19 protein-coding genes are annotated in these 18590 nt (G+C 67.5%); 10 read left to right on the plus strand and 9 right to left on the minus strand.

The features are described 5' to 3' along the window. Positions 1-313 precede the first annotated feature (313 nt). From D3874_RS19795 to D3874_RS19810, 4 genes are all read right to left on the minus strand, one after another. A complete protein-coding gene (locus D3874_RS19795) occupies positions 314-709 on the minus strand; it encodes a hypothetical protein (RefSeq protein ID WP_119779968.1) in 396 nt (131 codons plus the stop codon). Between the two features lie 23 nt (positions 710-732). Next, positions 733-1323: a 5-bromo-4-chloroindolyl phosphate hydrolysis family protein gene (locus D3874_RS19800; protein WP_119779970.1), complete on the minus strand. Its 591-nt coding sequence runs from the start codon at positions 1321-1323 to the stop codon at positions 733-735. A gap of 15 nt (positions 1324-1338) precedes the next feature. Further along, positions 1339-2457: a toxic anion resistance protein gene (locus tag D3874_RS19805; RefSeq protein ID WP_119779973.1), complete on the minus strand. Its 1119-nt coding sequence runs from the start codon at positions 2455-2457 to the stop codon at positions 1339-1341. 73 nt (positions 2458-2530) lie between these two features. Then, positions 2531-3169, minus strand: coding sequence for a hypothetical protein (locus D3874_RS19810; protein WP_119779975.1), 639 nt, complete (start codon positions 3167-3169; stop codon positions 2531-2533). Positions 3170-3270: 101 nt separating this feature from the next. On the opposite strand from D3874_RS19810, the gene D3874_RS19815 reads away from it, so the two are divergent. Both D3874_RS19815 and D3874_RS19820 read left to right on the plus strand, forming a co-directional pair. Next, positions 3271-3696, plus strand: coding sequence for a PaaI family thioesterase (locus tag D3874_RS19815; protein ID WP_119779977.1), 426 nt, complete (start codon positions 3271-3273; stop codon positions 3694-3696). Positions 3697-3749: 53 nt separating this feature from the next. Continuing rightward, complete coding sequence (locus D3874_RS19820) at positions 3750-4382, plus strand: hypothetical protein (RefSeq protein WP_119779979.1); 633 nt, start codon at positions 3750-3752, stop codon at positions 4380-4382. 123 nt (positions 4383-4505) lie between these two features. On the opposite strand, the gene D3874_RS19825 is transcribed toward D3874_RS19820, so the two are convergent. Beyond that, positions 4506-6095 (minus strand): MFS transporter, encoded by a 1590-nt coding sequence (locus D3874_RS19825; protein WP_119779981.1) that lies wholly within the window; start codon positions 6093-6095, stop codon positions 4506-4508. 119 nt (positions 6096-6214) lie between these two features. Between D3874_RS19825 and D3874_RS19830 the strand changes: the two genes are divergently transcribed. Further along, positions 6215-6835, plus strand: a complete 621-nt coding sequence (locus tag D3874_RS19830; RefSeq protein ID WP_119779983.1) for a TetR/AcrR family transcriptional regulator — start codon at positions 6215-6217, stop codon at positions 6833-6835. Between the two features lie 188 nt (positions 6836-7023). Beyond that, positions 7024-8268, plus strand: a complete 1245-nt coding sequence (locus tag D3874_RS19835) for a polyhydroxyalkanoate depolymerase (protein WP_119779986.1) — start codon at positions 7024-7026, stop codon at positions 8266-8268. Between the two features lie 10 nt (positions 8269-8278). Here the strand turns inward: D3874_RS19835 and D3874_RS19840 are convergent, their stop codons facing one another. Next, positions 8279-8497 (minus strand): hypothetical protein, encoded by a 219-nt coding sequence (locus D3874_RS19840; RefSeq protein WP_119779989.1) that lies wholly within the window; start codon positions 8495-8497, stop codon positions 8279-8281. Between the two features lie 207 nt (positions 8498-8704). Here D3874_RS19840 and D3874_RS19845 point away from each other — a divergent pair, with 207 nt between their 5' ends. Beyond that, entirely contained in the window at positions 8705-10039 is a 1335-nt protein-coding gene (locus tag D3874_RS19845) for a tetratricopeptide repeat protein (protein WP_147385739.1), read from the plus strand. A gap of 103 nt (positions 10040-10142) precedes the next feature. Here the strand turns inward: D3874_RS19845 and D3874_RS19850 are convergent, their stop codons facing one another. After that, positions 10143-11051, minus strand: coding sequence for a hypothetical protein (locus tag D3874_RS19850; protein ID WP_119779994.1), 909 nt, complete (start codon positions 11049-11051; stop codon positions 10143-10145). Between the two features lie 4 nt (positions 11052-11055). Beyond that, the gene (locus tag D3874_RS19855) at positions 11056-11931 is read right to left on the minus strand and encodes a hypothetical protein (RefSeq protein WP_147385740.1); all 876 of its coding nucleotides are present in this window, start codon (positions 11929-11931) and stop codon (positions 11056-11058) included. Positions 11932-12067: 136 nt separating this feature from the next. Here D3874_RS19855 and D3874_RS19860 point away from each other — a divergent pair, with 136 nt between their 5' ends. Continuing rightward, on the plus strand, positions 12068-12679 hold the full coding sequence (locus D3874_RS19860) for a 2-hydroxychromene-2-carboxylate isomerase (RefSeq protein WP_119779998.1): 612 nt from the start codon (positions 12068-12070) through the stop codon (positions 12677-12679). Between the two features lie 286 nt (positions 12680-12965). On the opposite strand, the gene D3874_RS19865 is transcribed toward D3874_RS19860, so the two are convergent. Next, positions 12966-13289 carry a hypothetical protein gene (locus tag D3874_RS19865; protein WP_119780000.1) on the minus strand — a complete coding sequence of 108 codons (324 nt, stop codon included), beginning with the start codon at positions 13287-13289 and terminating at the stop codon, positions 12966-12968. Between the two features lie 160 nt (positions 13290-13449). On the opposite strand from D3874_RS19865, the gene D3874_RS19870 reads away from it, so the two are divergent. Genes D3874_RS19870 through D3874_RS19885 form a run of 4 tightly spaced genes read left to right on the plus strand, consistent with a single transcriptional unit; the run spans position 13450 to position 18574 of the window. Continuing rightward, positions 13450-14703, plus strand: a complete 1254-nt coding sequence (locus tag D3874_RS19870; protein ID WP_119780002.1) for a sarcosine oxidase subunit beta family protein — start codon at positions 13450-13452, stop codon at positions 14701-14703. 13 nt (positions 14704-14716) lie between these two features. After that, positions 14717-15019, plus strand: coding sequence for a sarcosine oxidase subunit delta (locus tag D3874_RS19875; RefSeq protein ID WP_119780005.1), 303 nt, complete (start codon positions 14717-14719; stop codon positions 15017-15019). Next, positions 15016-18015 carry a sarcosine oxidase subunit alpha gene (locus D3874_RS19880; protein WP_119780007.1) on the plus strand — a complete coding sequence of 1000 codons (3000 nt, stop codon included), beginning with the start codon at positions 15016-15018 and terminating at the stop codon, positions 18013-18015. The genes D3874_RS19875 and D3874_RS19880 overlap by 4 nt, the downstream gene beginning before the upstream one ends. Then, on the plus strand, positions 18008-18574 hold the full coding sequence (locus tag D3874_RS19885) for a sarcosine oxidase subunit gamma (RefSeq protein ID WP_119780009.1): 567 nt from the start codon (positions 18008-18010) through the stop codon (positions 18572-18574). The genes D3874_RS19880 and D3874_RS19885 overlap by 8 nt, the downstream gene beginning before the upstream one ends. The last annotated feature ends 16 nt before the right edge of the window (positions 18575-18590 follow it).

Consider the following 18590-nt stretch of genomic DNA (forward strand, 5'->3'; position numbering starts at 1 on the left):
TCGGTAGATTAGCATAGCAAACTGATTTTATTATAACTTTTCCGCCGAAGCAGGCCGGCTAGGCCCGAAATGCGCAGCGTGGTTAGCAAGGATTGACTATAAATTAATCATACTGATCAACTTGCATACATTAAACCCGCCGCAAAAATACCCTCTCCGCCGCTTGCGGGGGAGAAGGAGGGGCCCGACGCGAAGCGGCGGGAGGGTGAGGTGGTGGCTGGGTCGAGCGCACGCTACGCCGCCGACCCACCTCCCCCAGCCCCTCCCCCGCAAGCGGGCGGAGGGGGCTTTCCTGGTTACGCGAAAAACCCGCTCAGGGCTTGCGGGTCCAGTCCTCGGTGCCGGCGCTCTCTGCGCCGAGCGGGGCCCAGCGCCCCTTCAGGCCGCCGTCGGGCATGATGATATAGACGGCGATGGCGCTTTCCTTGCTCTTGGGGTCCTGCCAGGTAACGGCAAAGGTATCGCCCAGGCGCAGGCCGCTGCCCACCGCCTGCTGGTCGCCGCTGGCCCAGGTCAACTGGTAGACCTCGCCGACCATCTTCACCGTGATGTCGGCGCCATAGGTGCCCTGGCCGCTGCCCGGGTTCTGGCCCTGCACTTGGTAGGTGCCCGACAGGTCGTCGGCCCCCTGCGCCAGGGCTGCCCCCGCCAGCCCCATGGCCAGGGCCGCGCCCAGGACCGTGCGACGCATCATGGTGGCGACCGGCATGTTTCTTTCCTCCCGCAACGTGTTCATTTGAGCTCGGCTTTCAAGGTGCGTTCCAGCACCGTCAGTTCGGTTTCCAGATCGGTGATTTCGGCCTCGACCGCTTTGTCGGCATGGTGCGTGAAGGCCTGTTCGACGCCGTCCAGTATCGCCCAGACTTTGGCAAGACTGGGGTCGCCCGGGCCTCGGCGCTGCCGGACCGCCGCATAATGTTCGATGATGCGCAGGGTGGCATCGAGGTAGAAGGTCAGGGGCCGGCGCGCCTGCATCGCCTCCGCCGGATGCTGAACGATGCGCTCGACCAGCGTGCCGGCCGTCTCGATCAGCCGGTCGAGGCGGGCGGCCATCACGGCGTCGCCGGCCCGGGCCAGGACATCGAGCCGGGCAAGCTTGGCCTGCGCGCCCATGACCAGTTCATGGGCCAGCGACCCGGGCAGCAGTGCATCGGTCGTCGCATGCCCGGCCAGGCCATCGGCACGCAGCACGAGCTGCAAGCCGATGAAGCCGACAACCCCGGCCAGGACGGAGAACGACGGCCAGGCATCCAGGCCCAGGTGAAAGGCCAGGAAAATGCCGCCGCCGCCCAGGCCCGCCACAATATGGCCCCAGAGCTTCAAGCCGCGCGCCCTGCCCTAGCCGCGGGCCAGCCGGGCCTTCAGCTCGTTCTCGATGGTGACCAGTTCGGTTTCGGCCTGTTTGCGCTTGGTACGGCCCTCGGCCTGGATCTTCAGGACCTCGTCGATGGTCGAGATCAGGTCGCGGTTGACCTGCTGCAAGGTGCCGATGTCGACGATACCGCGTTCGGCCTCGCGCGCCACGTCGATCGAGCCCTGCTTCAGCAATTCGGCATTCTTCTTCAGCATGGCGTTGGTGGTGTCGGTCACCTCGCGCTGCAAGGCCAGGGCGCCCTGCTGGCGGGCGATGGAAATGCCGATCACCATCTGGTTCTTCCAGATCGGGATGGTGTTGAGGACCGACGACTGGATCTTTTCGACCAGCACCGTGTCGTTGCCCTGGATCAGGCGGATCTGCGGCATGGTCTGCAGGGTCACGGTCTTGGACAGGCGCAGGTCCTGGAGCTTCTTCTCGAAGCGGTCGAGGGCCTGGCGGGCATCGTTCAGCTTCTGCGCCGCGATCTGGGCCATGGTCGGGTCGGGGTCGGCCGCGGCCTTTTCCAGGTCGGGCAGCACGGCCGCGCGGGTTTCGGCGATCAGTTCCTCGCCCGCCCGGATGTGCAGGTTCAGGGCGCGGAAATTCTCCAGGTTCTTCTCGAACAGCATGTCCAGCATGACCACGTCGCGCAGCAACTGGTCCTTGGTCTGCTCCAGTTGCAGGACGATGCGGTCGATCTGGCTCGAGACCTTCTCGTAGCGGCCCAGGAACTTTTCGACCTCGCGCCTGGCCGAGCCGAACAGCCGGCCCAGGAACCCCGGCGTCTTGGCCAGCGACTCAGCGTCCAGGCCCTTCACCTTCATCAGGAGGTCGGACAGGGTCTCGCCCACCTCGCCGGAATCCTTGGCGGCGACGGTCTTCAGCACGCTGTCGGCGAAATCGGCGATGCCGTTCTGCACCCGGGCGCCGTATTGCAGCACCGCGGCGCTGTCGGCGATGTTGATGCCCGACTTGATCTCGGCGACGGCTTTCACCTCGCCGTCATCGAGCGGCACCACCGGCGAGGCACTGCGGGAAAGCTCGGCCTGCGCCAGCTCGATGTTCTTCGTAGGCTGCGTCACGATCGCCGTTGTCGACATCCACTATCTCCGAAAGGCCCGCCGGGGCCGCCACTATAGCGAGACCGGGCTCCTTAAGCGATACGGCGGCTGATCAGGCGGCGATCAGCGGCAGGAGTGCGGCCGGCGGCGTCGGTCGCCCCGAGGGGTCGCAGAAGCCGCCATCGACCAGCAGCGTCAGGAAGCGGGCGAAATGCCGCGCGGCCGAGGCACGGGCATAGCCTTCCAGCCAGTTCTGCTCGAGGAAGGCGGCGATGCCCGGCTGGCCCATCTCGACCTCCCACAGGATGCCCAGCAGCGAGGCGAGCGTTTCCTCGGTCTCGCGGGTGGCGAAATCGACACAGGCCACGGCTTCCGCCTCCTCGACCCGGCCGGTCTCCGGCCCGGCCCCCAGGCCGAAATCGAGCAGGAAGCGGCGCTGCGGCGGGGCGACCAGGTAGTGGGCGACTTCGTGAACGATGACATAGGATTCCGAGCGGCAGCGCAGCACCCGGCCATCCCAGGAGAAGGCCACGGCCGGCTCCTCGTCCAGGGTCGCCATGCCGAAAGCCTGGGCCAGGGCCACGGCCTGGGCCCGGTGGGCGGGCGTGTCGACACCCCCGGCCGCCAGGTCGGCGCTGGCCATGATCCGGGCGAAGGCCGCACGCGCCCAGGGCGCTTCGGCGGCCAGATGGCCGTCGAATACCAGGGCGACTTGGCTCAAGTCGCCGATGTCGAGCGCGGTCAGGATCATGGGCCCGTGCTTTACGCCGAAGGGCCATGCGCGCGCAAGTCTGGCGGGGGCCGGGCCGGTGCGGCTAATTTGGGGCCCGAACCGGTTCTGGGGGATGATTCATGGCATTGCCGGACAAGGTCGCGATGAGCGCCGCGGAAGTTCAGGCCTTCATCGAACAGGTCTTCGAACAGGCGACCCATATCCGCATCGAGGAAACCGCGCCCGGCTTCTCCCGCTGCCGCCTGCCCTTCGACACCCGCCACCTGCGCCCGGGCGGCACGATCTCCGGCCCCAGCATGTTCCAACTGGCCGACTGCGGCCTCTACGCCATGATCCTGAGTACGCTGGGGCCGATCGCGCTGGCCGTGACCACCAACCTCAACATCAACTTCCTGCGCAAGCCCGCCCCTCGTGACCTGATCGCCGAATGCCGCGCGCTCAAATTCGGCAGGCGCCTGGTCATCGGCGAGGTCTCCCTGTTCTCCGCCGACGACCCCGAACTGGTCGCCCACGCCACCGGCACCTATTCGATCCCGCCGGGTTAGGCGAGGCCACTCCCCTGGAACTCTGCCCAAAACCGTCATGAGGGATTGGTCCGATGCGCACCGTCTTGCTTTTTCTTCTGTTCGGCGTCTTCGCCTCGGCCGCCCAAGCGGCGGAATTGGCGATAAGCGAGATCGCCATCATCCCGATTCATGGCGGCTTCAACACCGTGGAACATTTCGCCGCGGACGACCGAACCGCCACCGTTATCAGAGCTTGGCGCGGCAACGGGAACGCCCATGGCCACTACAGTTACCTCGTGCTGCTGCCGCTGGTGGAAAGCCGGGGCACTGACGGCGAGATGGGCGTGGTCGCCTTCGACGATGGCGTGAGCCCGCTCAAAGACACGGCGAGCGTCTCGCCCTTTGATGGCGAGCGGGTGCTTGGTGCATTACGTTTCGCGCGGGCAAAACTCGACGGCGTCGCGGCAACCGTGGTTATTCGCGCCGACCTCGGCGAGTCCGACAGCGGCATTCTCGCGGACCACGCTCCTGTGGATATCAGTATCTACAGGCTGGAACAGCCAGACACCGGCGCCGGGACGACGCCCGATGTGTTCCGTATCGTGAGCAAGGCGCGGCCCACGGCCCGGTTCTGCAACGCCGACATGGCGTTGACCACGATCCTGCATCTGCCGCTGCCTGCCGACTACGCCGGCGGCGCGGGACCGAGCGGCTGCGGCGACTAGGTTGAAGAAGATTATATCGTCATCCCGGCGCAGGCCGGGATCCATTCTGGGGCAGCGCGCGATGTCGCAATGGATCCCGGCCTCCGCCGGGATGACGGCTGAGGTGAAACAGGGCTGACCTCGTTAGACCCCCTCGGGCTCGCACAGGACCAGGGTTTCGTCCGCTTCATCCTCGTCCTTCACCTCGTGGCGGCGGACGAAGACGATGGCGATGAGGGCGGCGACCAGGGTGATCGCGGCCAGCACCAGCATCGCCGCGGAAAAGGCATCGGCATAGAGCTGCGTGAGCAGGCCGGTCCCCAGCGACGGGGCCGCCAGCGCCGCTTCGCCCAGCTTGCCGCCAACCATGCCGTTGGCCGTGGCGATGACGGCGTCGGGCGCAAGCTTGCCGGCCCGCACCAGGCCCGCCTGGGCAAAGCCCAGCAGCACCGCGCCCGTTACCGCGATGGCGATGCTCTCGCCGGCCACGCGGGCGGTGGCAAAGATGCCGACCGCCATGCCCGCCCGCTCCTTGGGCACCACGGAAACCGCCAGGTCGTCCATCAGGCCCCAGGGAATCGCCGCCCCCACGCCGATCAGCAGCAGGGGCAGCACGAAGGCGACGGGCCCGGCCCCCGGCGCCACGAAGGCCAGCAGGCCGAGGCCGACGGCGCCGATGATCAGGCCCAGGCCCGACAGGGGGCCGGCCGGCACCCATTTGGTCAGCAAGGCGCCCAGGAAGGGGATGATCGCGATCGGCGCGCTGAGCGGCAGCATCAGCAGGCCGGCCTCGGCGGCACTCATGCCCTCGATCCCGACCAGGCGCGCGGGGAGGACGAACAGCACCACGATGAAGCTGTAGGCGACCGCCACCGGCAGCGACTGCACCGCCAGGAAGCGCGGATAGGTGAACAGAGTCACGTCCAGCATCGGCCGCTCCTGCGCCCGCTCGATCGCCAGGAAGGCACCCAGCATGACGACGAAGCCGCCGATCAGCGCCAGCACCAGCGGGCTGGACCAGCCGCTTTGCGGGCCTTGCATGATCGCCAGCGTCAGCAGGGTCAAGGTCACGGTGAAGGCGACGACGCCCCAGATGTCGAAGCGCTTGGCATCGGGGTCGCGCGATTCGCGCAGGCGCGGCACGCCCACCGCCAGCACACCCAGGCTGAGGATGGCAACCGCCACGAAGATGGCGCGCCAGCCCAGGCTGCCGATCAGGGCGCCGCCGATGATCGGGCCGAAGGCGATGCCGATGCCAAAGCCGGTGCCGAGGATGCTGAAGGCCCGGGTGCGGGCCCGGCCCTCGAATTCCTGGGCCAGGGCGGCAAAGCCGGCGATCATGGCCAGGGCGCCCGCCGCCCCCTGGAGGGTGCGGGCAATGTCCAGCACCAGCAGCGTGGGCGAAAAGGCCACGATCAGGGACAGGATCGTGTAGGCGACGAGGCCGATGCCGAACAGGCGCTTGCGCCCGAACATGTCGGCCAGGGCGCCGGCCGCCATCACGGCACTGCCGAAAGCCAGGAAGGCGCCGTTGACCACCCAGTTCAGCGCCACCGCGCTGCCGCCCAGCTCGGCGCCGATGGCCGGCAGGGCGACGACGGGGGCGACGAAGCCCAGCGGCATCATCACCGCGGCGAGGAAAACCGCGCCCAGCACCAGCCATTTTTCCGGCGCGATGCGGGCGTCATCGAGGGGAACGGCCGGACCGGCCGTGCGGAGAATATCCTGCGACATGCGCGTGGCTCGTATTTATGTGTTGATTGATATATAAATAGCTAGACCACTTGCCGCTGCACCGCAACAAGATTATTTAACGATCACTACACAAAAAAACATGGGAAAGAGGTGGAGCCATGGCCCAGCGCGGCCGCCCTCGCTGTTTCGACCGTACCCAGGCCTTGCAACAGGCGATGGAAGTGTTCTGGGCGCGCGGCTACGAGGGCACGAGCATGGCGGAACTGACGGCGGCGATGGGCATCGCCTCGCCCAGCCTCTATGCCGCCTTCGGCAGCAAGCAGCAGCTTTTCCGCGAGGCGACGGAATTGTATGCCCAGACCGAGGGTTCGGGCACCTGGGCGACCTTCGACGGCCATGCCACGGCGCGCGAGGCGATCGCGGCGCTGCTGCGCACGACGGCGGAGAATGTCACCGCGCCGGGCAAGCCGCCGGGCTGCTTTACCATTTTCGCGGCCGCCAACTGCGCACCCGAGAACGACGAGGTCCGCCGCGACATGGCCCAGCGCCGGCTCTCGGTCTGCGATCACGTCCGCCTGCGCCTGGAACGCGCCATCGCCGAGGGTGAACTGCCGCCGGGGACGAACGCCCGGTCGCTGACCTCGTATTTCATGGCGGTCCAGCAGGGCATGTCGATCAGGGCGCGCGACGGCGGCAGCCGGGAAGAACTCCTGGACGTCGCCCGCCACGCCATGGCGGTGTGGAACGGCCTGACGGCGCCGAGCGCCACCGGCACTTGATCGCTCCCCGCCTGTTGATTTCTCGACGAGGGCTGCGAAGGCATGTTGCGCGCATCATTTCTTTACGATCTGGTGACATTGCTAGCCGGTGCGCTGCGACCGATTGCCTAGTTCCATGGTCGAAGAGGCAATCCCGGCATCAAGGCGTATGGTCTGAAAAAGGGGCCTCCCGGCCCGGAGTGTAGTTGATGCTCTATCATTTGTTCGAGATGACTCATGCCGCCGTGGCGCCCCTGCGCTACATGGCCGAGACCACCAAGGCGGCGCTGGACAACAGCTTCAATCCCTGGGGCGAGACGCCCGGCGGCAAGGCCCTGTCGGCCGCCTGCGAGATGATCGAGCGCACCACGCGGCGCTATGGCAAGCCGGCCTTCGGCCTCGACACCACCATGATCCACGGCCAGCCGGTACCGGTGACCGAGGTGGTGGTCGCCGCCAAGCCGTTCTGCAACCTGATTCACTTCAAGCGCGACGCCGCGGTCAACCCGCGCCAGCGGCCCGACCCCAAGGTACTGGTCGTCGCCCCCCTGTCGGGCCACTACGCCACCCTGCTGCGCGGTACCGTGTCGGCGATGCTGTCCGAACACGAGGTCTATGTGACCGACTGGGCCGATGCCCGCCTCGTGCCCCTGTCCGAAGGCAAGTTCGACCTCGAGACCTACACCCAGTACCTGATCGACTTCCTGCAACTGCTCGGCCCCGGCACCCATGCCATGGGCGTGTGCCAGCCGGGCGTGCCGCTCTTGATGGCGACCGCGGTGATGGCGCAAGACGACGATCCCTGTGCGCCCGCCTCGATCGTCATCATGGGCAGCCCGATCGACACCCGGCGCAGCCCGACCGTCCCCAACAAGCTGGCGACGCAAAAGCCCATCGAGTGGTTCCGCGACAATGTGATCACCGCCGTGCCGTGGCCTCACGCCGGCTTTACCCGGCGGGTCTATCCGGGTTTCCTGCAACTCACCGGGTTCATGACCATGAACCTGGAACGCCACATGGACGCCCACCAGTCGCTGTACAAGAACCTGGTCGCCGGCGACGGCGATCCGGTCCAGGCGCACCGCGAATTCTATGACGAATACCTGGCCGTCCTCGACCTGACCGAGGAATTCTACCTCCAGACCGTCGCCCAGGTGTTCCAGGAGCACGCCCTGCCCCTGGGCAAGATGATGTTCAAGGGCCGCACGGTGAACCCGGCCGCCATCACCAAGACGGCGCTGATGACCGTCGAGGGCGAGAACGACGACATCTCCGGCATCGGCCAGACCCAAGCCGCCCACGACCTGTGTCCCAACATCCCCGCCGCGAAGAAGTTCGACTACATCCAGCCCGGCGTCGGCCACTACGGCGTCTTCAACGGCACCCGCTGGCGCACCGAAATCCAGCCCCGCGTGCGCGATTTCATCAGGAGCAATCTGGCCAAGAAATCCTGAAGCCGGCCGTCTAGCGGAACGCCCGCAGCGCCAGCCAGGCGCAGACGACCACGGCACCCACGACAATGAGGCCGTGGGTGGTCTGGGCGGCATCGACCAGGTCCCAGAACGAGCTTTCGAAATCGGGCATGCTGACGGCGGCCCGCATCGTGGTCGCCTGCACCGTGACCGCCTGAATCGTGACCGGCGGCACTGTGAGGCTCAGGAAACTGGTGAACAGGTCGACCATGGCCACGTGCTTGGGTACCCTCGATATGACGGAAAAATCCCCCAAATAGGGCCCAAACACAAGGATAGATGGCCCCAGCTTCCGGGCTGAAATGTCCCCGCGGGGCAAGCCGCCACGGGCTTTCGGGTCATTGTCACGAGGCTTTTGTTGCGCCGGCCGGACCGGCATGATGAGCACCGTTCACATCCGGGGGCCATCGGGGGCTTGATGACGTCGCGTTGCCTTGCTGCCTTTCCACCGCCGCCCTGGGCCGCGCTGCCGCCCGACCGCCCCCTGAACTTCTGGCGCCGCCTGGCCCTGGTCCTGCTGTTCGCCCTGGTCGGCCTGGCGTGCCTGGGCCTGGTCGGGCTGGCCGGGTATTCGGCGCATCGCGAGCACCTGTGGCAGGACACGCTGGCGACCATCGGCCTGGGCGAGGCCGTGGCCAACGGCGAGGCCCAGGTGGCCTGCCAGTACGAGCCGGGCGGCCGGCGCAGCCTCGGCCGCTATGCCTGCCACGTCCGCCTCACCGTGGGCAGCGGCGCGGCGGCCGTGGCCGAATGGGATTTCTCGACCCATTGGGGCCTCTACGACAATTCGGCCGACCTGGGGCGAGGCGTGCGGCGCCTGTCCCTGTCCCCCGACGGTTATGCCATGGTCACCACCTGGGCCGGCCTGCTGGACCGCGCCGGCGGGGCCTTCATCGGCCCCCTGGTCATGATCGCCTTCTGCTCGATCCCGTTCTTCATCACGGCCTGGCAGCGGCGCGGGCAACGGAAACTGGAGGCCGCGGCGGCGGCCGGCCACCTGATCGAGGTCGACATCCTGCGGCGCACCAAACAGACCGGGCGCTACAACAGCGTCATCTGGGCCTGGGAGGTCGCCTATGACGATCCGGCGAACGGGGCGCGGCGGCGTTACTACGCCTACTACGGCGAGGGCACCGTGCCGTTGACCATCGACTGGGCGGCCAGCCGGGGGATCGCCCTGATAGGCCCCCGCAAGCCCGTCGCCCTGCTCACCGAGCGGCTGTGGCCGCTGGACCTGGACCCGACCGATTACACCAGGATCGTGGCGGCCGCGGCGGTCGACCGCGAGAGCGACCATGACGCCCGGCGCAACACCGGCGAGTACCGCGACTGGACGAGGGAAGCCCCCAGTTTCGCCGCCCAGTTCGACCGGGCGGTGGCCCTGGGCGAGGCGGGCGACGGCGACGCCTGCTATACCGTGGGCTGGCTCATCTTCCACGGCCAGGGCGTGGCCCGCGACAGCGCCGTCGCCGCCCAATGGTTCGAGCGCGGCGCCCTGGCCGATGATCCACGGTCCCAGCACAATCTGGCCCACCTGCTGCATCACGGCGACGGGGTGGTGAAGAACGATCGCCTGGCCACGTTCTGGGCCCAGGTCGCGGCCAGGCGCTATGCCATGCCGCAGGACGGCCAAGCCGCCCTGGCCCTGCGCAGCAATGCCGCGGAAAAACTGTCGCCGCGCGAACTCGACGCGATCATCCAGGATGCCCGCGCCTGGCACCCGGGCGTCGCCCCGCTGGCATCACTGTCATAACCTCCAGCGTCATTCCGGCGAAGGCCGGAATCCATTGAGACGTCGCGCGCTGCCCCAGAATGGATTCCGGCCTTCGCCGGAATGACGATAGAGGGTGGCGTTGCTAGTCGAGCGGCTGTTCGAGCAGCTTGAAGCCTCGGGGCAGCTTGGCACGGGTGGTGTCCAGGCGGCCTGAAACCAGGGGGATCTCCAGCCGGCTGGGCTTTTCCATCGGGTAATCGGCGATGATCCAGACCAGGAGCGGGTCGGCCGCCTTGTTGCCCGGCACCTCGACGACCGGCTTGGCCTCGCCGCCGGCCTTGAGCGCCCAGCCCATGACATGCTCCAGCGCCGGCATGTCGTCGACCGTCCGCCCGGTGGCGACCGACTCCAGGCGCAGCCGCTGTACCGGCCTGCCGTCGCCCAGCAGGATCATCTGGGCCACGGTCTTGTTGTCCTCGCCCAGGATATCCACATCCAATTGCGCGCCGACGGTCAGCACCTCCACCGTCCAGGCTACCGTGTCGCGGCCGAACAGCCGGAGCACCGGGACCGGCACATTGTCCGAGCGTACCGACAGCATCTTGCCGGTCAGCAGATCCAAGCTGCGCAAGGTCCGAAATGAATCGCAGCAGCCATAGTTCTCGGCGATCACCGGTTCCTGCGCGAATTCCGGCACGGTGATCGCATCGGCTTCGACCGTCCATTGTGCCTTGACCGGCCCCAGGCCCGCTGCGGCGGCATCGCGGATGCTGAGCACACGTTGCGCCGTGGGCGGATAGCTGCTCTCGCTCGAATAGAGGTCGTGCAACTGGGTGGTTTCGACCTCGACCAGCAGATAGCGCTGGTCATCGGCACCGCCATAGTAGTAGGCGCGGTGGTAATCCCGGCTGACGGTCTGCATGCGCGGCCCGGTCTCGCCCACTGCCGGCACGATCGTCACCGCCGTCTGGCCGTCCAGCCGGTTCGCGTCCTGCGCCCAGGCGGGGGCGGCCCCCGCCGCGATCAGGAGGCCGAGAGCGGCAAGGCGCATGAGGTTACTCCACCTTGCGGTCGGCGGCGCTGATTCCGGCTGGCAGGGCAGCGTGTGCCACGTCCAGCTTCTCGCCGGTGAAGGGGATGGTGATCCGGGTCTTCTCGTCGAGCGTCCAGACCAGCGACATGGTCGAGGCTTCCTCCGGCTTCAGCACGAAGTGATCGGTCAAGGCGCCCTTGCCCGGGGTCACCCAGCCGATCTCGTTGGTCCAGTCCACCGGCGTGTTGGCGTCGCCGTCCTTGGCGGTGGCAAAGCGCAGGAGCACTTGCTGCACCGGCACGTCCTCGCGAATCAGGGTGATCAGGCCGAAAGCGGTCGGATCATTGCCCAGCATTTCCGTGCCCAGCGGCTCGACACCGCGGAACACTTCCACCCGCCAGCCCACGGCCGGGCTGCCGGTGCGCGTGAAGGTCGGCACCGCCAGGTCGCTGGAACGCACCGAGATCAGCCGGCCGGTGAGCAGGTCGTAAGAGCGCAGCGTATTGGACTGGACGCAGCAGCCCCAGTTTTCCACCACGGCCAAGGGCATGCGGTCGACCTTCACCGCATGGGCATCGACGCTCAGCCTGGTGGTAACCGGCCCGATGGCACCCGCGACCACTTCCCGCAGGCTGACCACCTGGCGGCCCGTCGGCACACCGTCGTCGCTGTCGATCAAGGCGTCCTGGCGCGTGGTTTCGGTCTCGATCACGAACCAGCGGGTCTTGCCATCCGGCACGTAGAGGTTCTCGAGTTCGAAAGACCGGCTGACCGACTTGAGGCTCGGGCTCTCGCCCGGGACGAGCTGTGCCGAGGCCGGCCCGCTGATCGAGGTCTCGGCAACCGCCGGCATTGCCGCCAGGCCCAAGAGCACGGCAGCAGCGAACACGACACGCATGATATCCCCCCTCAGGCGGCCTTGCCGGCCAGTGCCGCCTTCGCGGCGGTGACCCCATCATTGAGCGGCGGCGCCAATTCTGCAACCGGTGGCAACGGCCTCGCCTCCGACGTCGCGGCAGGCTAGCCTGACCCGCATGTCGACCGATGGGCCTCGCCTCAGCTTCTGGTTCGAGTTCGCCTCGACCTATTCCTATCTCGCCGCCGCGCGCATGGGCGCCGCCGCGCACGCCGCGGGGATTGCGATCGATTGGCGGCCCTTTCTGCTGGGCCCGATCTTCGCCGACCAGGGCATGACCGACTCGCCCTTCAACCTGTTTGCGGCGAAGGGCGCCTACATGTGGCGCGACATGGCCCGCCTGGCCGGCGATCTCGGCCTGCCCTTCCAGCGCCCCAGCCAGTTCCCGCGCAACGGCCTGCTGGCCGCCCGGGTGGCGACCGCCGGGCTGGGCGAGGCTTGGGCGCCGGGCTTTGTCGTCGCGGTCTACCGGGCCAATTTCGGCGAAGACAAGGATATCGCCGACCCTGCCCTGCTGGCCGCCCTGGTCACCGCGGCCGGCGGCGACGGTACCGCGGCACTGGCAGCCGCGGCGACCCCGGCCGTGAAAGACCGCCTGCGCGCCTCGACACAGGCGGCAAAGGCCCTGGGCATCTTCGGCGCGCCCTCGTTCACGACCCCGGACGGCGAGCTTTTCTGGGGCAACGACCGCCTGGAACAAGCCTTTGCCTGGGCGCGACGGGGATACTGAACAGCCAGCATTCCCCTGCGTCAAATCGGCTCATACCAAGGTCGAATGGTAGTCAAAGCAGAATCGGCTTCATATGGTTGCGTACCGATTGGCGATGCGATCTCTCCTCCGCCTTGACGATCGGAACGGCCGCAGCGCAACGTCGAATGATTTGCCCCGTGATGCTTATTTCACCCGGGCCTCTCGTTCACGCGGCCTTCACTTCAGGCCCGCCGTTCACCCTGGCCCTCGAACGGCGGGCCGATTTTTTTCCGGATAGCCTCGAAATCGCTTGGCCCTAGAGTACCTATGGCTTTGGCGTCACGAGCCTGATCTCGCCCTTTTCATCCAGTTCGGCATAAGCGTGCCCCTCCGCCTCGAAGACCTCGGCGAGGTTGAGTGCTGCGCGCCGCTCAGCAATCACTTCCGCCCAGGCGGTACGCACGATCGCCTGCTCGGGCACGTTCAGGGCATCGTAGTTCGCCTGGCCCCGCAAGACGGCTTGGACCTGGGACAAGGACACGTCGGGGCTGCTTTGTTCGGCGACGTTGCGACTCATCAAGCGGGCTTCGTCGCGCGCCGCAGCGTCGATCTCGCTGTCCAATTGAACCAGTGTCGATGCCGTCGCCATCGGGTCTCTGCGTCATCTGCAGCGAAATGCTATTCCCCTCGCCTGCCCGGCGGCAAGCCCCCTCCATGTCGGATTCGTACAACGCTTCGGACGCTTGTATTCTCGCGACACTCATGTCGGCGGATGACAATCACCTATCGTCGCGGCGGGACCCGGCACCATGCAGAAATTCTCCGGCTTCAATCTCTTCGCCAAGGCGCTGGGCGGTCATCAGGACTGGCAGGCGCAGTGGCGCTCGCCCGAGCCCAAGGCGGCTTACGATGTCATCATCATCGGCGGTGGCGGCCACGGCCTGGCGACGGCCTATTACCTGGCCAAGGAGCACGGCATCCGCAATGTCGCGATCCTGGAAAAGGGCTGGATCGGCGGCGGCAATACCGGACGCAACACCACCATCATCCGCTCCAACTACCTGTTCGACGAAAGCGCCGCGCTTTATGACCACGCGGTCAAGCTGTGGGAAGGCCTGTCGCAGGAACTGAACTACAACGTCATGTTCTCGCAGCGCGGCGTGATGATGCTGGCGCACACGGTCCACGATGTTCAATCGTTCAAGCGCCATGTCCATGCCAACCGGTTGAACGGCGTCGACAATGAATGGCTGACGGCGGAGCAGGCCAAGGAATTCTGCCCGCCCCTGAACATCAGCCCGAACACCCGCTATCCCGTGGTCGGCGCCGCCCTGCAGCGCCGCGCCGGCGTCGCCCGCCACGATGCGGTCGCCTGGGGCTATGCCCGCGGGGCCGATGCCCTGGGCGTCGACATCATCCAGAACTGCGAGGTCACCGCCATCCGCCGGGATGCGAGCGGCGCGGTGTCAGGCGTCGAGACGACCCGGGGCACGATCGCTACCAGGAAGATCGGCGTGGTCACGGCGGGCAGCACCAGCCTGCTGATGTCGATGGCCGACGTGCGCATGCCGCTGGAAAGCTATCCGCTCCAGGCCCTGGTGTCGGAACCGGTGAAGCCGGTGTTCCCCTGCGTGGTCATGTCCAACACGATCCACGCCTATATCAGCCAATCGGACAAGGGCGAGATGGTGATCGGCGCCGGCACCGACGCCTATGTCTCCTACAGCCAGACCGGCGGGCTGCACATCGCCACCCACACCCTGGATGCGATCTGCGAACTGGTGCCGATGTTCCGGCGCCTGCGCATGCTGCGCAACTGGGGTGGCATCGTCGATGTGACGCCCGACCGCTCGCCCATCCTCGGCGGCACCCCGGTCCCCGGCCTCTATGTCAACTGCGGCTGGGGCACCGGCGGATTCAAGGCGACGCCCGGCTCCGGCAATGTCTTTGCCTGGCACATCGCCAAGGGCGAGCCGCACAGGATCAATGCCCCCTTCACCCTGGACCGCTTCCGCGACGGCCTGATGATCGACGAGGCCGCCGCCGCGGCCGTCGCCCACTGAGAAGGCGCCGACCATGCTCCTGATCCGTTGCCCCTACTGCGGCGAACGCCCCGAGACCGAATTCCGCTATGGCGGCGAGGCGCATATCGCCCGTCCGGCCGACCCATCGGCACTCGACGACGAGGCCTGGGCCGACTTCCTCTACAAGCGCACCAACCCGCGTGGGCTACATGTCGAACGCTGGCGCCATATCCATGGCTGCGCGCAATTCTTCAATGCCGTGCGCCACACCGTCTCGGACGCCTTCGTCGTGATTTATAAAAAGGACGATCCGCGCCCCGATCTGAGCCAACTCATCCCGGGAGGTGGCAAATGAGCGCCTTCCGTCTGGGCGGCGGGGGCCGCATCGACCGCACCAAGCCGATCAACTTCAGCTTCGACGGCAAGGCCTACCAGGGCTATGCCGGCGATACCCTGGCCTCGGCCCTGATCGCCAACGGCGTCCACCTGATCGGCCGCTCGTTCAAGTACCACCGGCCGCGCGGCATCATGAGTGCGGGCTCGGACGAGGCCAATGCCCTGGTCGGCGTCGGCCGCGATCAAGCGCATTACACGCCCAACCTGCGCGCCACCCAGGTCGAACTCTACGAGGGCCTGGTGGCGGAGAGCCAGAACCGCTGGCCGTCGCTGGCCTTCGATGCCGGCGCGGTGAACGACCTGCTCTCGCCCTTCTTCCCCTCGGGCTTCTACTACAAGACCTTCATGTGGCCGGCGGGGGCCTGGAAGCGCCTGTACGAGCCCAAGATCCGCGCCATGGCCGGCCTGGGCAAGGCGCCCACCGCCGCCGATGCCGACCGCTACACCCAGCGTTACGCCCATGCCGATGTCCTGATCGTCGGTTCAGGCCCGGCCGGCCTGGCCGCGGCCCTGGCGGCCAGCGATTCCGGCGCCCGGGTCATGCTGTGCGACGAACAGGCGGAATTCGGCGGCTCCCTGCTGGGCGACGATCAGTCGTCGATCGACGGCAAGCCCGCTGCCCAATGGCTGGCCGATGTCCTGGCGACCCTGGCGGCGCGCGAGAATGTCACCCTGCTGTCGCGCACCACCGCCTTCGGCTTCTACGGTCACAATTTCTTAGGCCTCGCGGAGCGTGTAACCGACCATCTGGCCAAGGCCGATCCGCGCCTGCCGCGCGAGCGGCTGTGGCAGGTCCGCGCCAGGCAGGTGGTGTTCGCCGCGGGCGCGATCGAGCGCCCGCTGGTGTTCCCCGAGAACGACCGCCCGGGCGTGATGCTGGCCGATGCCGCCCGGCTCTATGCCACCCGCTATGGGGCAAAGCCCGGCCGGCGCGCGGTGATCGCCACCGCCGCCGACGAGGCCTACCGCGCCGCCCTGGCCCTCCATGCCGTGGGCGTCGAGATCGCCGCCATCGTCGACCTGCGGCCGAAGGTGGAAGGGCCGCTGCCCGACGCAGCTCGCGCCGCCGGCCTGAAGATCCTCACCGGTCACGTTGTCGTCGGAACCCGGGGCCGCCTGCGCGTCTCGTCGGTCGATATCGCCCCGGTGAGCGGCGATACGGTCGGCAAGTCGTCCCGCCTCGCCTGCGACCTAGTTGCCATGTCCGGCGGTTTCACGCCGTCGCTGCACCTGTTCTCGCAATCGCGCGGCAAGCTCAAATACGACCCGCTGACCCAGAGCTATCTGCCCGGCACCTCCGCCGCGGCGGAGCGCTCGGCCGGCGCCTGCCGCGGCATCTTCTCGCTTTCCAGCGTGCTCGCCGACGGCCATGCGGCTGGCAGCGAGGCAGCGCAGAAGGCGGGCTTTGCCCCCAAAGGCCTGCGTTCCTTCGCGGCCTCGGCGCTCGATGCCGGGGCCGGCGGTTTCGTCGGTGCCGTGCCGCATGCCCGCAACCCGGCCACGGTGAAGGCCTTCGTCGATTTCCAGAATGACGTCACCGCCAAGGACATCAAGCTCGCCACCCGCGAGGGCTTCAAGTCGATCGAGCACATCAAGCGTTACACCACCACCGGCATGGCGACCGACCAGGGCAAGACCTCGAACATGAATGCCCTCGGCATCGTCTCGAAGGCCCTGGACAAGCCGATCCCGGAAATCGGCCTCACCACCTTCCGCCCGCCCTATACGCCCACCACCTTCGGCACCTTCGCCGGCCTCTCGCGCGGCGACCTGTTCGATCCGGTGCGCACCACGCCGATCCACGACTGGGCGGTGGAACAGGGCGCGGTGTTCGAGGATGTCGCCCTGTGGAAGCGCGCGCGCTTCTTCCCCCGTGGCGGCGAAGACATGCACGCGGCGGTGAACCGCGAATGCGTCGCCGTGCGCGCCGGTGTCGGCATTTTCGACGCGACCACCCTGGGCAAGATCGAAGTGGTCGGCCCGGATGCGGCCGAATTCATGAACCGCATGTACACCAACGCCTGGCTGAAGTTGGAAGTCGGCCGTTGCCGCTACGGCGCCATGCTGCGGGAAGATGGTTTCGTGCTGGACGATGGTGTCGTCGGCCGGATGGCCACCGACCGCTTCCACGTCACCACCACCACGGGCGGCGCGCCACGCGTGCTGAACATGATGGAGGATTACCTCCAGACCGAATGGCCGGACCTCAATGTCTGGCTGACCTCGACCACCGAGGAATGGGCGGTGATCGCCCTCCAGGGCCCCAATGCCCGCAAGGTGATCGAGCCCCTGGTCGAGGGCATCGACCTGTCCCCCGCCGCCATGCCGCACATGAGCGTGCGCGAGGGCAGGATCTTAGGGGTTCCCACCCGCCTGTTCCGGGTCTCCTTCACCGGCGAACTGGGCTTCGAGATCAACGTGCCCGCCAGCTACGGCCGGGCCGTGTGGGAAGCGGTCTACGAGGCCGGCAAGGCCCATGGCATCACCCCCTACGGCACCGAGACGATGCACGTCCTGCGCGCCGAGAAAGGTTACATCATCATCGGCCAGGAGACCGACGGCACCGCCGGGCCGGACGATGTCGGCCTGGGCTGGGCCGTGGGCAAGACCAAGAAGGATTTCGTCGGCAAGCGCTCGCTCGCCCGGCCCGAAATGTCCAACCCCAACCGCAAGCAACTGGTCGGCCTGCTGAGCCTCGACGACAAGGCCGTGCTGGAGGAAGGCGCGCAGATCGTCGCCGATCCCGCGCAAGCCATCCCCATGACCATGATCGGCCATGTCACCTCGTCCTATTGGAGCGCGGCGCTGGGCCACCCCATCGCGCTGGCCATGGTCGCCGGCGGCCGCGCTCGCATGGGCGAGGTGCTGCATGTCCCCATGCCGGGCGGGACCATCGCGGTCAAGGTGACCGAGCCGGTCTTCTATGATCCCAAGGGAGTGCGCCTCGATGGCTGATACCGCCCTGCGCCGCCTGGGCGCCTTCGACCCCCTGGCCGCGGCGGCCAAGGCGGCCCCGGTTGCCGAGATGACCCCGCTGCCCCCGACTGCCGCCTTCATCCTGCGCGCCAAGGCGAGCGCGATCGAGGCGGCGGGCGCTGCTTTCGGCGCCGCCCTGCCGACTGCCGCTTACGGTGTCGCCGGCAATGGCGAGCGCCATGCCCTGTGGCTGGGCCCCGACGAATGGCTGCTGCTGGCGCCCGAGGCGGAAGGGCCGACTATTACCGCCGCCTTCGCGCTGGTCGACACGCCCCATTCGCTTGTCGCCGTGGGAGAGCGTACCGTGGCCCTGGAGATCGCCGGCCCGAAGGCGCAGGCCGTCCTGAATGCCGGTTGCCCGCTGGACCTGCACCTGCGGCACTTTCCGGTGGGGGCCTGCACCCGCACCCTGTTCGGCAAGGCCGAGATCATCCTGTGGCGCCTGGAGGCGACGCGGTTCTACGTCGGCACCTGGCGCTCCTTCGCTGCCTATGTCTGGGGCCTGATGACCCAGGCCCGCCTCGAACACGAAACGTAAGAGGCAAGGGAGACGG

Source organism: Oleomonas cavernae (assembly GCF_003590945.1).
GTDB classification, from domain to species: Bacteria; Pseudomonadota; Alphaproteobacteria; order Zavarziniales; family Zavarziniaceae; genus Zavarzinia; species Zavarzinia cavernae.

What these genes read in the sequence shown, in the direction of transcription:
- D3874_RS19875 (WP_119780005.1), top strand. Translation starts at nt 14,717, where the DNA reads ATGCTCCTGATCCGTTGCCCCTACTGCGGCGAACGCCCCGAGACCGAA.
- D3874_RS19860 (WP_119779998.1), top strand. Translation starts at nt 12,068, where the DNA reads ATGTCGACCGATGGGCCTCGCCTCAGCTTCTGGTTCGAGTTCGCCTCG.
- D3874_RS19840 (WP_119779989.1), bottom strand. Translation starts at nt 8,497, where the DNA reads ATGGTCGACCTGTTCACCAGTTTCCTGAGCCTCACAGTGCCGCCGGTC.
- D3874_RS19850 (WP_119779994.1), bottom strand. Translation starts at nt 11,051, where the DNA reads ATGCGCCTTGCCGCTCTCGGCCTCCTGATCGCGGCGGGGGCCGCCCCC.
- D3874_RS19820 (WP_119779979.1), top strand. Translation starts at nt 3,750, where the DNA reads ATGCGCACCGTCTTGCTTTTTCTTCTGTTCGGCGTCTTCGCCTCGGCC.
- D3874_RS19815 (WP_119779977.1), top strand. Translation starts at nt 3,271, where the DNA reads ATGGCATTGCCGGACAAGGTCGCGATGAGCGCCGCGGAAGTTCAGGCC.
- D3874_RS19835 (WP_119779986.1), top strand. Translation starts at nt 7,024, where the DNA reads ATGCTCTATCATTTGTTCGAGATGACTCATGCCGCCGTGGCGCCCCTG.
- D3874_RS19865 (WP_119780000.1), bottom strand. Translation starts at nt 13,289, where the DNA reads ATGGCGACGGCATCGACACTGGTTCAATTGGACAGCGAGATCGACGCT.
- D3874_RS19870 (WP_119780002.1), top strand. Translation starts at nt 13,450, where the DNA reads ATGCAGAAATTCTCCGGCTTCAATCTCTTCGCCAAGGCGCTGGGCGGT.
- D3874_RS19805 (WP_119779973.1), bottom strand. Translation starts at nt 2,457, where the DNA reads ATGTCGACAACGGCGATCGTGACGCAGCCTACGAAGAACATCGAGCTG.
- D3874_RS19845 (WP_147385739.1), top strand. Translation starts at nt 8,705, where the DNA reads ATGACGTCGCGTTGCCTTGCTGCCTTTCCACCGCCGCCCTGGGCCGCG.
- D3874_RS19880 (WP_119780007.1), top strand. Translation starts at nt 15,016, where the DNA reads ATGAGCGCCTTCCGTCTGGGCGGCGGGGGCCGCATCGACCGCACCAAG.
- D3874_RS19830 (WP_119779983.1), top strand. Translation starts at nt 6,215, where the DNA reads ATGGCCCAGCGCGGCCGCCCTCGCTGTTTCGACCGTACCCAGGCCTTG.
- D3874_RS19795 (WP_119779968.1), bottom strand. Translation starts at nt 709, where the DNA reads ATGCCGGTCGCCACCATGATGCGTCGCACGGTCCTGGGCGCGGCCCTG.
- D3874_RS19810 (WP_119779975.1), bottom strand. Translation starts at nt 3,169, where the DNA reads ATGATCCTGACCGCGCTCGACATCGGCGACTTGAGCCAAGTCGCCCTG.
- D3874_RS19855 (WP_147385740.1), bottom strand. Translation starts at nt 11,931, where the DNA reads ATGCGTGTCGTGTTCGCTGCTGCCGTGCTCTTGGGCCTGGCGGCAATG.
- D3874_RS19825 (WP_119779981.1), bottom strand. Translation starts at nt 6,095, where the DNA reads ATGTCGCAGGATATTCTCCGCACGGCCGGTCCGGCCGTTCCCCTCGAT.
- D3874_RS19885 (WP_119780009.1), top strand. Translation starts at nt 18,008, where the DNA reads ATGGCTGATACCGCCCTGCGCCGCCTGGGCGCCTTCGACCCCCTGGCC.